The sequence below is a fragment of the Pseudomonas cedrina subsp. cedrina genome (assembly GCF_001983175.1).
In the GTDB taxonomy this organism is placed as follows: Bacteria; Pseudomonadota; Gammaproteobacteria; order Pseudomonadales; family Pseudomonadaceae; genus Aquipseudomonas; species Aquipseudomonas cedrina.
On the sequence record NZ_MNPW01000009.1, the window covers coordinates 232,027 to 244,994 of the forward strand.

Sequence of the window (12,968 nt, forward strand, 5' to 3'; positions counted from 1 at the left end):
GCGCTTACTGCTAAAGACTGTCTTTTCGTCGCTAAATTCCCTCCGGCGGCGGTCGCTCATCGGGATACAAAACTTTTCAAATCCCGCGTGTACAGCTGAAGAGGGGCTGACGTACTTTCCTGCAAGGTTTTAAGAAGAATAAGAAAAAGGACGTTCCCATGAACCGCTCGCCAAACGACATGATCACCTGGAGCAAGATGCTGCGTAAGGTGCCTGCCATTGTGCGCGCCCTGCCGCGCGTCGTGCGCGGCATGCGTGCCGCCACTGTCACCGATCCCCGGCAGCCCTGCGGCCTGGGCTGGCATTTCGAGCAGGCGGCCTTGCGTAACCCGGATGGCACGGCGTTGTTGTACGCCGACCGCGTGCTCAGCTACAACGAAGTGAACCAACACGCCAACCGTATCGCCCATCACCTGCAGGCCCAGGGCATTTGCAAGGGTGACGTGGTGGCGATGTTTGTCGAGAACCGTCCCGAATTGCTGCTGAACGTGCTGGCCGTGGCCAAGCTGGGCGGCGTCTGCGCCATGCTCAATACGGCCCAAACCCAGGCGGCACTGGTGCACAGCTTGAAGCTGGTGAGCCCGGTGGCGATTGTGGTAGGGGAGGAATTGGTGGCCGCCTATGAAGCGGTGCGTAGCCAGGTGGCGCTCGAGGCGCAACGCACCTGGTTTGTCGCCGAGCAACAGGGCAGTGCGTTGCCCGAAGGTTACATCGACCTGATGGCCGCCAGCGTCGAAAGCCCGGCGGACAACCCGGCCAGCACCGCGCAGGTGTTCTTCAACGACCCTTGCTTCTATATCTACACCTCCGGCACCACGGGCTTGCCCAAGGCCGGCGTCATGAAACACGGTCGCTGGACCAAGACCGCTGTCAGCTTCGGCAACATCGCCCTGGACATGGGCCCGGATGACGTCCTCTATTGCACGCTGCCGCTGTACCACGCCACCGGCCTGTGTGTGTGCTGGGGCTCGGCAATTGTCGGGGCGTCGGGGTTTGCCATCCGCCGAAAATTCAGTGCCAGCCAGTTCTGGGACGATGCCCGCAGGTTCAAGGCGACCACCCTCGGCTACGTCGGTGAGTTGTGCCGTTACCTGCTCGACCAGCCCACCAGTACGAACGACCGTGACAACCGCGTGACCAAGATGGTCGGTAATGGCCTGCGTCCTGGCGTGTGGGCGCAGTTCAAGCAACGCTATGGCGTGGATCATGTCTGCGAGCTGTACGCCGCCAGCGACGGCAATATCGGTTTTACCAACGTACTCAATTTCGACAACACCATCGGCTTTTGCCTGCAGCGTTGGGCGCTGGTCGACTACGCCCATGACAGCGGCGAACCGCTGCGTGGCAACGATGGCTTCATGCACAAGGTGCACACCGGCGGGCAGGGTTTGTTGTTGGCCCGGATCGATGAAAAATCACCCTTTGATGGCTACACCGACCCCGAAAAGAACCGCCAGGTGATCCTCGCCGACGTGTTCGAGAAGGGCGATCGCTACTTCAATACCGGCGATCTGGTGCGCAGCATCGGCTTCGGCCATGCGCAATTTGTCGACCGCCTGGGCGATACCTACCGCTGGAAGGGCGAAAACGTCTCCACTACCGAAGTAGAGAACGTCCTGCTGCAACATCCGCAAATTGCCGAAGTCGTGGCCTATGGCGTGGAAATCGACAACACCAACGGCCGTGCCGGCATGGTCGCCATCACCCCGAGCGAGTCCCTGGCCGCCCTGGACATGCGCGAGCTGCTGCAGTTCGCCCATGGCCAGCTGCCTCACTATGCGGTGCCGTTGTTCCTGCGGATCAAAGTGAAGATGGAAACCACTGGCACCTTCAAATACCAGAAGGTGCGGCTCAAGGAAGAGGCGTTCGACCCGGACAAGGCGGGCGATGATCCGGTCTACGCCTGGCTGCCGGGTTCGGACTGCTATGTGCCCGTGACGGGGCAATTGCTCGCGCAGATTCAAGGCGGGCAGTTGCGCTATTGATTCTGCCTATGGCGGTTTTTCACAAAAAAACCATGACAGGTGGGAACTCCCTCGCGACACTGGCGCCTATCCAGTACTTGCACAAGGAGCCTCACATGTCAGACCAAGCCAAACAAATGACCGATGACGAAGCCGCCGAATTTGCCGAGCAGGTCTTCGACGTGGCCCGCAAAGGCGACGCTGCCATGCTTGCCGCACTGCTGGCGAAGGGTTTGCCGGCCAATTTTCGCAACCATAACGGCGACACCCTGCTGATGCTCGCGGCCTACCACGGCCATGTCGAGGCGGTGAAAGTGCTGCTGGAGTTCAAGGCCGACCCGCTGATTGCCAACGACAAGAACCAGTTGCCCATCGCCGGCGCGGCGTTCAAGGGCAACCTGCCGGTGGTCAAGGCGCTGATCGAAGGCGGCACGCCGATCGAAGCCGCGTCCTCCGATGGCCGCACCGCATTGATGATGGCGGCGATGTTCAACCGCGTGGAGATGGTCGATTACCTGCTCGGCCAGGGCGCCAACCCCAAGGCTACCGATGCCCAGGGCGCCACTGCATTGGCGGCGGCGCAGACCATGGGCGCAGTGGATACGGCGGCGCGGTTGCAGAAACTGGTGTAGGCTACGCGCCCTTAAAAACCCGCCCGCCACAGGACCACGCCCATGAAAACCGCCCTCGTCGAACTCATCAGCAAAATCAGCGCCGGCGTCATGGGCGATGACGAAGTGGCGCGTATCGCCGATGAAGCGGCGCAGGCCTATGCGGATCCTGCGGCGTTCCTGGCGGCCAACCCGGACATCAACTACGACGACACCTTCCCGATTGCGCTGGGCGAATGGATCGTGGTTGGCAGCCTGCCGGACACCGTGCTGTTCCAGGCCGACACCTACGGCGATCTGTTCGCGCAGATCGTCGCGTCGTTCGGGCCGGGTGTCGCGTTCAACCTCAAGCCCAAGCAATTGGCCAAGACCGACCCCCTCACCGCACTGAACCGCATCCAGATCCAGATGAGCGCCCTCAGCGCGCAAGACGGCGGCTACGTGCTGCTCGACTTCAGCCAACCGCTGGATGACGAGATCCAGGCTGTGCTGGTCTATGGCAACGACGTGCCGCGCGTGCTGGCGTTGTGCGCCGAAGTCGGCATCAAGGGCGAGCCGTCCCTGGAAGCGCTGAAGATCGCCGTCCACGTCTGAAATAATACGGAACCCCTGCCAGGGCTGACTATCCTACAAGTGCATGCCCTCACTTAGGAGCGACACCATGGGTTCCACTTTTAATGGCTTGGTCGGGCTGATCATCCTGGCGCTGGATATCTGGGCGATCATCAACGTCTTCAAAAGCGGCGCGAGCACAGGCGCCAAGGTGCTCTGGATCCTGCTGATCCTGCTGCTGCCGGTGCTGGGCTTGATCATCTGGGCGATTGCCGGGCCGCGGGGCAACGTGCGGATCTGATTGCACTTCACTTTGAAGTGCGCTGAATAAATGTGGGAGCGGGCTTGCTCCCACATTTGTTTTAGGTGCGGTTTGAAATTTGTATCGAAATATTCGCTGCACGGAATTTTCACACAGCATTTCGGACAATTCCCTTCGCTTCGCTTCCCTGTAGGACGCCTCTGTCACTTGCCGGGGAAAAGCGTGAAAAGCACGGTTTTTCCTCAGTAATCAATAGCGTTGATGGCATTGATCGGGCACCATTTGCGCCAACGCGCTAGCCCCCCGTTCCTACACGCTTGGGCGTGGGCAGGATGCCGCTGCAATATTTCGCAACTTAAACTTCCAATGGGTCCTAAAACGACATGGCAAACCCGGATGCCCTGAATCAGCAGCGTGCTTCAAATCGCCTGCTGCAACCGACCGTCAAATCCCATCTGGCGTACACGCTGCTTTGCGCGCTGGTCATGATGGTGATGTTTTCCCTGCTGCGCCTGGCGCTGCTGGTCTACAACCGCGAAATGATCCTCGATACGCCGGCCTCGACCTTCCTTGAAGCGTTCGGCAACGGCCTGCGCCTGGACTTGCGCCTGGTGGTGTACCTGGTCATTCCGTTGCTGCTGGCACTGTTCAGCGTACGGGCGATGGCCGCCCGCGGGTTCTTCCGTTTGTGGTTGACCGTTGTGTCCAGCATCGCGCTGTTCCTGGGCTTGATGGAAATGGACTTCTACCGCGAATTCCACCAGCGCCTCAACGGCCTGGTATTCCAGTACGTGAAGGAAGACCCGAAAACCGTGATGAGCATGCTCTGGTACGGTTTCCCGGTGGTGCGCTATCTGCTGGCCTGGGCCGTGGGCACGCTGCTCCTGAGCATCGCGTTCAAGGGCGCCGACCGTGCGACGCGCCCACGCGGCCCGTTCAGCGGTGGCAGCATCGGCACGCGCCCGGTGGCACCGTGGTACATGCGTAGCGCGGTGTTCGTGGTGTGCCTGTTGATCGCCGTGGTCGCCGCGCGTGGCACCCTGCGCCAGGGCCCGCCGCTGCGTTGGGGTGATGTCTACACCACCGATTCGAACTTCGCCAACCAGCTGGGCCTCAACGGCACCTTGTCGTTGGTCGGCGCGGCCAAGGCACGTTTCTCCGAGCACCGCGACAACACCTGGAAAGCCACGCTGGAACAACCGCTGGCGACCCAGACCGTGCGTGACATGCTGGTATTGCCGACGGAAAAACTGGTCGATACCGACACCGCCGCCGTGCGCCGCGAGTTCACGCCACCGGCAGAGAAAACCCTGCCGATCAAAAACGTCGTCGTGATCCTGATGGAAAGCTTTGCCGGGCACTCGGTGGGCGCCCTCGGTCGCCCGGGAAACATCACGCCGTACTTCGACAAACTGTCCAAGGAAGGCCTGCTGTTCGACCGTTTCTTTTCCAACGGCACCCACACGCACCAAGGGATGTTCGCCACCATGGCGTGTTTCCCGAACCTGCCGGCGTTCGAATACCTGATGCAGACGCCGGAAGGCAGCCACAAGCTGTCGGGCCTGCCGCAGTTGCTCAGCGCACGCAAGTTTGACGATGTGTATGTCTACAACGGCGACTTCGCCTGGGACAACCAGTCCGGGTTCTTCAGCAACCAGGGCATGACCAACTTCATCGGTCGCAACGACTTCGTCGACCCGGTGTTCTCCGACCCGACGTGGGGCGTTTCGGACCAGGACATGTTCAACCGTGGCCTGCAGGAGCTCAAGGCCCGTGAAGGCGGCAAACCGTTCTACGCCTTGCTGCAAACCCTGTCCAACCACACGCCGTATGCCTTGCCGACGCCATTGCCGGTAGAGAAGGTCACGGGCCGTGGCAGCCTGGACGAGCATTTGACCGCGATGCGCTATTCCGACTGGGCCCTGGGCCAGTTCTTTGAAAAGGCCCGCAAGGAGCCGTATTTCAAGGAAACCCTGTTCGTGATCGTCGGCGACCACGGCTTTGGCAACGAGCAGCAGATCACCGAGATGGACCTGGGCCGCTTCAACGTACCGATGTTGATGATCGCACCAGGCATGCAAGAGAAGTTCGGCGAGCGTGACCACACCGTCGGCACCCAGATCGACATCGTACCGACCATCATGGGCCGCCTGGGTGGCGAAACCCTGCACCAGTGCTGGGGCCGCGACCTGCTGAACCTGCCGGAAGGCGACAAGGGTTTTGGTGTGATCAAGCCGTCGGGCAGCGATCAGACGGTGGCGTTGGTCACCGGCGATCGCATCCTGGTATTGCCCAAGGAAATGCCGCCCAAGCTTTGGCAATACGAGCTGGGTGCCAATCCGAGCGGCAAGGTGATTGCGGAGTCGCCGGACGAAGGTGCACTAAGACAGAAGCTTGAGTCGTTCCTGCAAACAGCGACCAAGAGCTTGTTGGATAACACCGCCGGCGTGGTTGACGGCAAGCCGGACTAATTGACCGGCAATAAAAAAGAGGCCTTTTTCAAGGCCTCTTTTTTTTGCTCTTTTTACTGTAGGAGCGAGCTTGCTCGCGAAGAACTCGCCGGCACCGCATTTATCCAGCCTGAACGCGTTATCGTTGACGTTTTTCGCGAGCAAGCTCGCTCCTACAGAGGGCGGCGTTTATATCTTGCCGAGCAACAACAACACCAGCAGTACCACCAACACGACACCCAGAATACCCGACGGGCCATAACCCCAGTTACGCGAGTGTGGGAATACTGGCAGACCACCGACCAGCAGGAGGATCAAGATAATGATCAGGATGAGGCTCATGGTTTTTCTTCCTTATTGGCTTTCTGCAAAGACCGGTTTATTCAGCAATAGGCCCGACAGCTTGAACGGACGCCTTAACAACTCCGACTCATGCGCTTCACGAAAAATTCAGTATTTTTTTAAAGCATTTCGCGCACTTGCCTATTTCTTTTAATACGTTCGCAAATACGCCTCGTTAGTTGAAAAAAAGTGAACTTAGGCTATACGCAACGCTGCAACCCGGCCGACGGTTTGCCAGGGGCATTCATCACTCTGATGGTGGATGGGGTCAGTAACAACCTTCGCTACACTGGCGTTCACTTCCTCCGTGAACCACAAGGCTACTTCCTATGCAAAATCGCATGATGATCACTGGCGCCGGGTCCGGCCTGGGTCGCGAAATCGCTCTGCGCTGGGCCCGCGAAGGCTGGCAGCTGGCCTTGTCGGACGTCAGCGAGCCTGGCCTGCAGGAAACCCTCAAGCAGGTGCGCGAGGCGGGCGGCGATGGTTTTACCCAACGCTGCGATGTGCGTGACTACAGCCAGCTCACGGCGTTTGCCCAGGCCTGCGAGGAGAAACTGGGTGGCATTGATGTGATCGTCAACAATGCCGGGGTGGCCTCGGGTGGGTTTTTCGCCGAACTGTCCCTGGAAGACTGGGACTGGCAAATTGCAATCAACTTGATGGGTGTCGTCAAAGGGTGCAAGGCATTCCTGCCGCTGCTGGAAAAGAGCAAGGGACGCATCATCAACATCGCGTCCATGGCCGCGCTGATGCAGGGGCCCGCCATGAGCAACTACAACGTGGCCAAGGCCGGTGTGGTGGCGCTCTCGGAAAGCCTGCTGGTGGAACTCAAGCAGCAGGAAGTCGGTGTGCACGTGGTCTGCCCATCGTTCTTCCAGACCAACTTGCTGGACTCCTTCCGTGGGCCGACCCCGGCGATGAAGGCTCAGGTGGGTAAGTTGCTGGAGAGTTCGCCGATCACGGCGGCGCAGATTGCCGATTACATTTACCAGCGCGTCGCAGCGGGCGAGTTCATGATCCTGCCTCACGAGCAAGGGCGCATGGCCTGGGCCCTGAAACAGAAGAACCCGCAGTTGCTGTATGACGAGATGACCACCATGGCCGACAAGATGCGCGCCAAGGCGCAGGCGGTCAAGGGCTGATCAGGTAGTAGTCTGTCAGGCAAGTTACCTGGGTATGTAGGTGGTGCCTGATTTTGCTGCAAGCCATTGATGACTCCACAGCCAGCGCGCATGGTCCAGGTTCTGTTATTCCAAAAGGACAACCGCCATGCTGGTCTTAAGCCGCACTGTAGGCGAAGCCATCGCCATCGGCGATGACATTGCCGTACACATCCTCGAGTTGAACGGTACCCAGGTGAAAATAGGCGTTGAAGCGCCGGCCGGGGTTCAGGTTCATCGCGCCGAGGTGTACCAGAAAATCCTCGAACGCCAAGCCGTGGAACTCCACGCGGCGCCCACCCCATAACAGGCCTCCACGCAAATCTCTGTAGTGAGCGGGCTTGCCCCGCGCTGGGTGGCGAAGCCGCCCCAATCGGACCGCCGCGGTGTGTCAGGTAAAAATCGGGGCGCTTGGTTTTGGGGCGGCTTCGCCACCCAGCGCGGGGCAAGCCCGCTCACTACACAGTTATGTGAACCCCTCAGTCAAACAGATGCTTGGGCACGTCGTGCTTGAGCATCAACTGGCATTGCTCGCTCTCCGGGTCGAACACGATCAGCGCCTGGCCCTTGGTCAGCGCCTGGCGCACGCGCAGCACGCGGGTTTCCAGGGGCGTGTCGTCGCCGTTGTCGGTGCCGTCACGGGTCACGAAGTCTTCGATGAGGCGGGTCAGGGTGTCGACTTCAAGTGCGTCGTAGGGAATCAGCATACAAGCCTCGGGTGATGGATCCCGGCGATGCTACTGCGCCGAGACCGCAGTTGCCAGTATCAGGACTTGTTGCCGACCAGGCTGTCCACCGACGGTACCCGTGTGTCGCTCTCCATCTGCGTCTCATGCTCGATCTGATGACTGAACCGATCCAGGGAACCCTGGGCAGGTTGCGCATCGCTGGCGAACACGGGGGGGCTGAGTATGTAGGCGCCCAATAGACGACTCAGCGCCGCCAGGCTGTCGATGTGCGTGCGCTCGTAGCCGTGGGTCGCGTCGCACCCGAACGCCAGCAGGGCGGTGCGGATATCGTGGCCGGCGGTGATGGCCGAGTGGGCGTCACTGAAGTAGTAGCGGAACATGTCGCGGCGCACCGGCAACTCGTTATCCGCCGCCAGGCGCAGCAAGTGCCGCGACAGGTGATAGTCATACGGCCCGCCGGAGTCCTGCATCGCGACGCTCACCGCGTGCTCGCTGGAATGCTGGCCAGGGGCGACCGGCGCAATATCGATACCGACAAACTCGCTGACGTCCCAAGGCAGGGCGCCCGCTGCGCCACTGCCGGTTTCCTCGGTGATGGTGAACAACGGGTGGCAGTCGATCAGCAAGGGTTCGCCACTGTCGATAATCGCCTTGAGCGCGGCGAGCAGGGCGGCGACGCCGGCTTTGTCGTCCAGGTGGCGCGCGCTGATGTGCCCGCTCTCGGTGAACTCCGGCAACGGGTCGAACGCTACATAGTCACCGATGCCGACCCCCAGGGCATCGCAATCGGCGCGGGTCGCGCAATAGGCGTCCAGGCGCAACTCCACGTGGTCCCAGCTCACCGGCATTTCATCCACGGCGGTGTTGAACGCATGCCCGGAAGCCATCAACGGCAACACGCTGCCGCGGATCACGCCGTTATCGGTGAACAGGCTGACGCGGCTGCCTTCGGCAAACCGGCTCGACCAGCAGCCCACCGGCGCCAGTGTCAGGCGACCGTTGTCCTTGATCGCCCGCACGGCGGCGCCGATGGTGTCCAAGTGCGCGGACACCGCGCGGTCGGGGCTGTTCTTCTGGCCCTTGAGGGTGGCGCGGATGGTGCCGCGCCGGGTCATTTCAAAGGGAATGCCCAGCTCTTCCAGGCGCTCGGCGACGTAGCGGACGATGGTGTCGGTGAACCCGGTGGGGCTGGGAATGGCGAGCATTTCCAGCAGTACTTTTTGCAGGTAATTAAGATCGGGTTCGGGGATGGTTCGGTTCATAAAGACTCCTGATTGCTTGTAAGGATATGGCGCCCTCAAGGGCCCCATCGCGGGCAAGCCCGACTCCCACATTGGAATGCGTTCAAACTGTGGGAGCCGGGCTTGCCCGCGATGGCGGCGGCGCGGGCAGCCTATTTCTCAAGCCGTCGGTTGACTGTGGGGAAACAACAAATCCACGAACCGCTCCGCAGTGGGCTGCGGTTCATGGTTGGCCAGGCCGGCCCGTTCGTTGGCTTCGATGAACACGTACTTGGGTTGGTCGGCGGCCGGCACCAGCAGGTCCAGGCCCACCATGGGGATGTCCAGGGCGCGGGCAGCGCGGACGGCGGCGTCCACCAGCGTCGGGTGCAGGATCGCAGTGACGTCCTCCAGGCAACCACCGGTGTGCAGGTTGGCGGTGCGGCGCACGGCCAGGGTCTGGCCACGCGGGAGGATGCTGCTGTAGTCGTAACCGGCGGCTTTGAGGGTGCGTTCGGTCTCGCCATCCAGGGGGATTTTGCTCTCACCGTCGGTGGCGGCCTGACGCCGGCGGCTCTGGGCCTCGATCAAGGCACCGATGGAATGCTGACCGTCGCCCGTCACTTCGGCGGGGCGGCGAATCGCGGCGGCGACCACTTCAAAACCGATCACCAGGATGCGCAGGTCCAGGCCTTCGTGAAAACTTTCCAGCAGCACGCGGCTGTCGAACTGCCGTGCCATATCAATTGCCTGTTGCACCTCTTCGATGCTCTGCAAATCCACCGCGACGCCCTGGCCTTGCTCGCCATCCAGCGGCTTGACCACGATGCGCTGGTGCTCGTCGAGGAACTCCAGGTTGTCATCGGGGCTACCCGCCAATTGCTGCGACGGCAGTTTCAAGCCGGCCGCCTTCAATACCTTATGCGTCAGGCTCTTGTCCTGGCACAAGGTCATGCTGATGGCGCTGGTCAGGTCGCTCAAGGATTCGCGGCAACGCACGCGACGCCCGCCATGGCTGAGGGTGAACAGGCCCGCGTCGGCGTCGTCCACGTGCACGTCAATCCCGCGTCGATGGGCTTCCTCGACAATGATCCGTGCATACGGGTTGAGCCCCGCCTGGGGCCCGGGCCCGAGGAACAGCGGCTGGTTGATGCCGTTCTTGCGCTTGATCGCAAAGGTGGTCAGCGCGCGAAAACCCAGCTTGGCATAGAGGTTCTTGGCCTGGCGGTTATCGTGCAGCACCGACAAGTCCAGGTAACTCAGACCACGGCTCATGAAGTGTTCCACCAGATGGCGCACCAGCACTTCGCCGACACCGGGGCGGGTGCACTGCGGGTCGACCGCCAGGCACCACAGGCTGCAACCGTGCTCCGGGTCGTGAAACGCCTTTTGGTGATTGAGGCCCATGACGCTGCCAATCACCGCGCCGCTGTCTTCGTCTTCGGCCAGCCAGTACACCGGGCCACCTTGATGCCGGGGAGTGAGGCGCTCAGGGTCAACCGGCAACATGCCGCGCCCCTGATAGAGGCGGTTCACCGCTGCCCAGTCGGCTTCGGACTGTACGCGGCGAATACGGAAACCGCGAAACACCCGGGTCGCCGGGCGGTAGTCGCTGAACCACAGGCGCAAGGTGTCCGAGGGGTCGAGAAACAACTGCTGGGGATCGATCCCGAGGATCTGCTGGGGCGCGGCCACGTACAGCGCGATATCACGTTCGCCGGGGCGCTCGTTGAGTAACTCCTGGGCCAGGCTCGCGGGCTCGGGAAAGGTATGGCCGATCAACAGGCGGCCCCAGCCGCAATGCACCGCGATCGGGTCGGCGGCCAGTGGGCTGCCATCTTCGGCCAGTCGCGCTTGCAGGCGTTCGTAGGTGGGCGCCTGGCCCTTGAGCAAGCGTTGGCTGTAGGCCGCTGAGTGGGGTTTCATCAATCAGATTCCTTGTTCGCTGAGCCACAGGTTCAGCGCTGCCAACTGCCAGAGCTTGGAGCCGCGCAATGGGGTCAGTTGGCCATGTGGGTCGGTGAGCAGGCGGTCGAGCGCGCTGGCATTGAACAGGCCGCGATCCTGGCTCGGGTCCAGCAACAGCTCACGTACCCAACTCAAGGTGTCGCCTTGCAGATGCTTGAGGCCGGGCACCGGGAAATAGCCTTTCTTGCGGTCGATGACTTCACTCGGAATCACCCGGCGCGCGGCCTCTTTAAACACCTGCTTGCCACCGTCGGGCAGCTTGAACTTGCCCGGCACACGGGCCGACAGCTCCACCAGGCGGTAGTCCAGGAACGGCGTACGCGCTTCCAGGCCCCAGGCCATGGTCATGTTGTCGACGCGCTTGACCGGGTCGTCCACCAGCATCACCGTGCTGTCCAGGCGCAAGGCCTTGTCTACCGCGGCCTCCGCGCCCGGCATGGCGAAATGCTCGCGCACGAAGTCACCGGCGGCGTCGTTGGCCGTCAGCCATTTCGGCGCGACCGTGGCGGCGTAGTCGTCATAGCTGCGATCAAAGAACGCATCGCGGTAGGCGGCGTAGGGATCGCTCGCGCCGTCCACCTGCGGGTACCAGTGGTAGCCGGCGAACAGTTCGTCGGCGCCCTGGCCGCTCTGTACCACCTTGCAATGCTTGGCCACTTCCCGCGACAGCAGGTAGAAGGCGATGCAGTCGTGGCTGACCATCGGCTCGCTCATGGCACGGAACGCGGCCGGCAGTTGCTCGATGATCTCGCTTTCGGCGATGCGCAGTTGATGGTGACGGGTGCCGTAGTGCTTGGCGATCAGGTCGGAGTACTGGAATTCGTCGCCACGTTCGCCGCCAGCGTCTTCAAAACCGATGGAAAAGGTCGACAGATCCTCCACGCCGACTTCGCGCAGCAGGCCGACGAGCATGCTCGAATCGACACCGCCGGACAGCAGCACACCGACGTCCACGGCGGCGCGTTGGCGGATGGCCACGGCTTCGCGGGTGCTGTCGAGGACGCGGTCGGTCCAGTCTTCCAGGCTCAGGTTTTTTTCATCTTCATGGGGACCGTAAGGCAGGGTCCACCAGGTTTTCTGCTCGGTCTTGCCGTTGGCCTCAATGCGCATCCAGCTCGCCGGCGGCAGCTTTTCGATGCCTGCCAGCAAGGTGCGCGGCGCGGGCACCACCGCATGGAAGTTCAGGTAGTGGTTGAGCGCCACCGGGTCGAGGATCGGGTTGATATCGCCACCTTTGAGCAGCGCCGGCAGCGCCGAGGCGAAGCGCAGACGCTGGCCGGTGCGCGACAGGTACAGCGGTTTCACGCCCAGGCGGTCACGCGCGATGAACAGGCGCTGGGCGTCACGCTCCCAGATGGCAAAGGCAAACATGCCGTTAAGCTTGGGCAGCAGCGCTTCGCCCCAGGCGTGGTAGCCCTTGAGCAGCACTTCGGTGTCGCCGCCGGAATAGAAAGCGTAGCCCAGGGCTTCCAGCTCTTGGCGCAATTCCGGGAAGTTGTAGATCGCGCCGTTGAAGGCCAGGGAAAGGCCCAGCTGCGCATCGATCATCGGCTGGGCCGAGCCATCCGACAGGTCCATGATTTTCAGGCGTCGATGGCCCAGGGCAATCGGCCCTTGGGCGTGGAAGCCCCAGGCGTCGGGCCCACGAGGGGCCAGGTGATGGGTGATGCGCTCAATGGCCGCCAGGTCGGCAGGTTGGGCATCGAAACGTAATTCTCCAGCTAATCCGCACATAAATTCCTTACCG

The 12,968-nt window shown here is 61.7% G+C and carries 12 protein-coding genes; 7 read left to right on the forward strand and 5 right to left on the reverse strand.

Annotated features, from left to right (window positions below; all coding sequences use genetic code 11):
* Nucleotides 1–158: 158 nt before the first annotated feature.
* The 5 genes from BLL36_RS20110 (at nucleotide 159) to BLL36_RS20130 (ending at nucleotide 5,860) form a co-directional block, all read left to right on the forward strand.
* Nucleotides 159–1,985 (forward strand): long-chain-acyl-CoA synthetase, encoded by a 1,827-nt coding sequence (locus BLL36_RS20110; RefSeq protein WP_076953066.1) that lies wholly within the window; start codon nucleotides 159–161, stop codon nucleotides 1,983–1,985.
* Between the two features lie 95 nt (nucleotides 1,986–2,080).
* A complete protein-coding gene (locus BLL36_RS20115) occupies nucleotides 2,081–2,596 on the forward strand; it encodes an ankyrin repeat domain-containing protein (RefSeq protein ID WP_076953067.1) in 516 nt (171 codons plus the stop codon).
* A 42-nt stretch (nucleotides 2,597–2,638) separates the two neighbouring features.
* Complete coding sequence (locus BLL36_RS20120; RefSeq protein WP_076953068.1) at nucleotides 2,639–3,169, forward strand: hypothetical protein; 531 nt, start codon at nucleotides 2,639–2,641, stop codon at nucleotides 3,167–3,169.
* Between the two features lie 67 nt (nucleotides 3,170–3,236).
* Nucleotides 3,237–3,428, forward strand: a complete 192-nt coding sequence (locus BLL36_RS20125) for a PLDc N-terminal domain-containing protein (RefSeq protein WP_076953069.1) — start codon at nucleotides 3,237–3,239, stop codon at nucleotides 3,426–3,428.
* A 344-nt stretch (nucleotides 3,429–3,772) separates the two neighbouring features.
* Nucleotides 3,773–5,860: an LTA synthase family protein gene (locus tag BLL36_RS20130; protein ID WP_076953070.1), complete on the forward strand. Its 2,088-nt coding sequence runs from the start codon at nucleotides 3,773–3,775 to the stop codon at nucleotides 5,858–5,860.
* Nucleotides 5,861–6,028: 168 nt separating this feature from the next.
* On the opposite strand, the gene BLL36_RS20135 is transcribed toward BLL36_RS20130, so the two are convergent.
* The gene (locus BLL36_RS20135) at nucleotides 6,029–6,181 is read right to left on the reverse strand and encodes a DUF3309 family protein (RefSeq protein ID WP_003192767.1); all 153 of its coding nucleotides are present in this window, start codon (nucleotides 6,179–6,181) and stop codon (nucleotides 6,029–6,031) included.
* Nucleotides 6,182–6,510: 329 nt separating this feature from the next.
* On the opposite strand from BLL36_RS20135, the gene BLL36_RS20140 reads away from it, so the two are divergent.
* A complete protein-coding gene (locus BLL36_RS20140) occupies nucleotides 6,511–7,326 on the forward strand; it encodes an SDR family oxidoreductase (protein WP_076953071.1) in 816 nt (271 codons plus the stop codon).
* Between the two features lie 127 nt (nucleotides 7,327–7,453).
* The gene (gene csrA / locus BLL36_RS20145; protein ID WP_076953072.1) at nucleotides 7,454–7,651 is read left to right on the forward strand and encodes a carbon storage regulator CsrA; all 198 of its coding nucleotides are present in this window, start codon (nucleotides 7,454–7,456) and stop codon (nucleotides 7,649–7,651) included.
* A gap of 172 nt (nucleotides 7,652–7,823) precedes the next feature.
* Here csrA and BLL36_RS20150 read toward each other — a convergent pair whose 3' ends face one another.
* The 4 genes from BLL36_RS20150 to BLL36_RS20165 all read right to left on the reverse strand — a co-directional run bounded on the left by BLL36_RS20150 (nucleotide 7,824) and on the right by BLL36_RS20165 (nucleotide 12,955).
* Nucleotides 7,824–8,051 (reverse strand): YheU family protein, encoded by a 228-nt coding sequence (locus BLL36_RS20150; RefSeq protein ID WP_003192759.1) that lies wholly within the window; start codon nucleotides 8,049–8,051, stop codon nucleotides 7,824–7,826.
* A gap of 59 nt (nucleotides 8,052–8,110) precedes the next feature.
* Nucleotides 8,111–9,295, reverse strand: a complete 1,185-nt coding sequence (locus BLL36_RS20155) for an osmoprotectant NAGGN system M42 family peptidase (protein WP_076953073.1) — start codon at nucleotides 9,293–9,295, stop codon at nucleotides 8,111–8,113.
* 138 nt (nucleotides 9,296–9,433) lie between these two features.
* A complete protein-coding gene (ngg, locus tag BLL36_RS20160) occupies nucleotides 9,434–11,179 on the reverse strand; it encodes an N-acetylglutaminylglutamine synthetase (RefSeq protein ID WP_076953074.1) in 1,746 nt (581 codons plus the stop codon).
* A gap of 3 nt (nucleotides 11,180–11,182) precedes the next feature.
* The gene (locus BLL36_RS20165) at nucleotides 11,183–12,955 is read right to left on the reverse strand and encodes an N-acetylglutaminylglutamine amidotransferase (RefSeq protein WP_076953075.1); all 1,773 of its coding nucleotides are present in this window, start codon (nucleotides 12,953–12,955) and stop codon (nucleotides 11,183–11,185) included.
* Nucleotides 12,956–12,968 lie beyond the last annotated feature (13 nt).

Coding starts and splice junctions, on each gene's coding strand:
- BLL36_RS20115 (WP_076953067.1), top strand. CDS start 2,081: ATGTCAGACCAAGCCAAACAAATGACCGATGACGAAGCCGCCGAATTT.
- csrA (WP_076953072.1), top strand. CDS start 7,454: ATGCTGGTCTTAAGCCGCACTGTAGGCGAAGCCATCGCCATCGGCGAT.
- BLL36_RS20135 (WP_003192767.1), bottom strand. CDS start 6,181: ATGAGCCTCATCCTGATCATTATCTTGATCCTCCTGCTGGTCGGTGGT.
- BLL36_RS20125 (WP_076953069.1), top strand. CDS start 3,237: ATGGGTTCCACTTTTAATGGCTTGGTCGGGCTGATCATCCTGGCGCTG.
- BLL36_RS20140 (WP_076953071.1), top strand. CDS start 6,511: ATGCAAAATCGCATGATGATCACTGGCGCCGGGTCCGGCCTGGGTCGC.
- BLL36_RS20130 (WP_076953070.1), top strand. CDS start 3,773: ATGGCAAACCCGGATGCCCTGAATCAGCAGCGTGCTTCAAATCGCCTG.
- BLL36_RS20150 (WP_003192759.1), bottom strand. CDS start 8,051: ATGCTGATTCCCTACGACGCACTTGAAGTCGACACCCTGACCCGCCTC.
- ngg (WP_076953074.1), bottom strand. CDS start 11,179: ATGAAACCCCACTCAGCGGCCTACAGCCAACGCTTGCTCAAGGGCCAG.
- BLL36_RS20120 (WP_076953068.1), top strand. CDS start 2,639: ATGAAAACCGCCCTCGTCGAACTCATCAGCAAAATCAGCGCCGGCGTC.
- BLL36_RS20110 (WP_076953066.1), top strand. CDS start 159: ATGAACCGCTCGCCAAACGACATGATCACCTGGAGCAAGATGCTGCGT.
- BLL36_RS20165 (WP_076953075.1), bottom strand. CDS start 12,955: ATGTGCGGATTAGCTGGAGAATTACGTTTCGATGCCCAACCTGCCGAC.
- BLL36_RS20155 (WP_076953073.1), bottom strand. CDS start 9,295: ATGAACCGAACCATCCCCGAACCCGATCTTAATTACCTGCAAAAAGTA.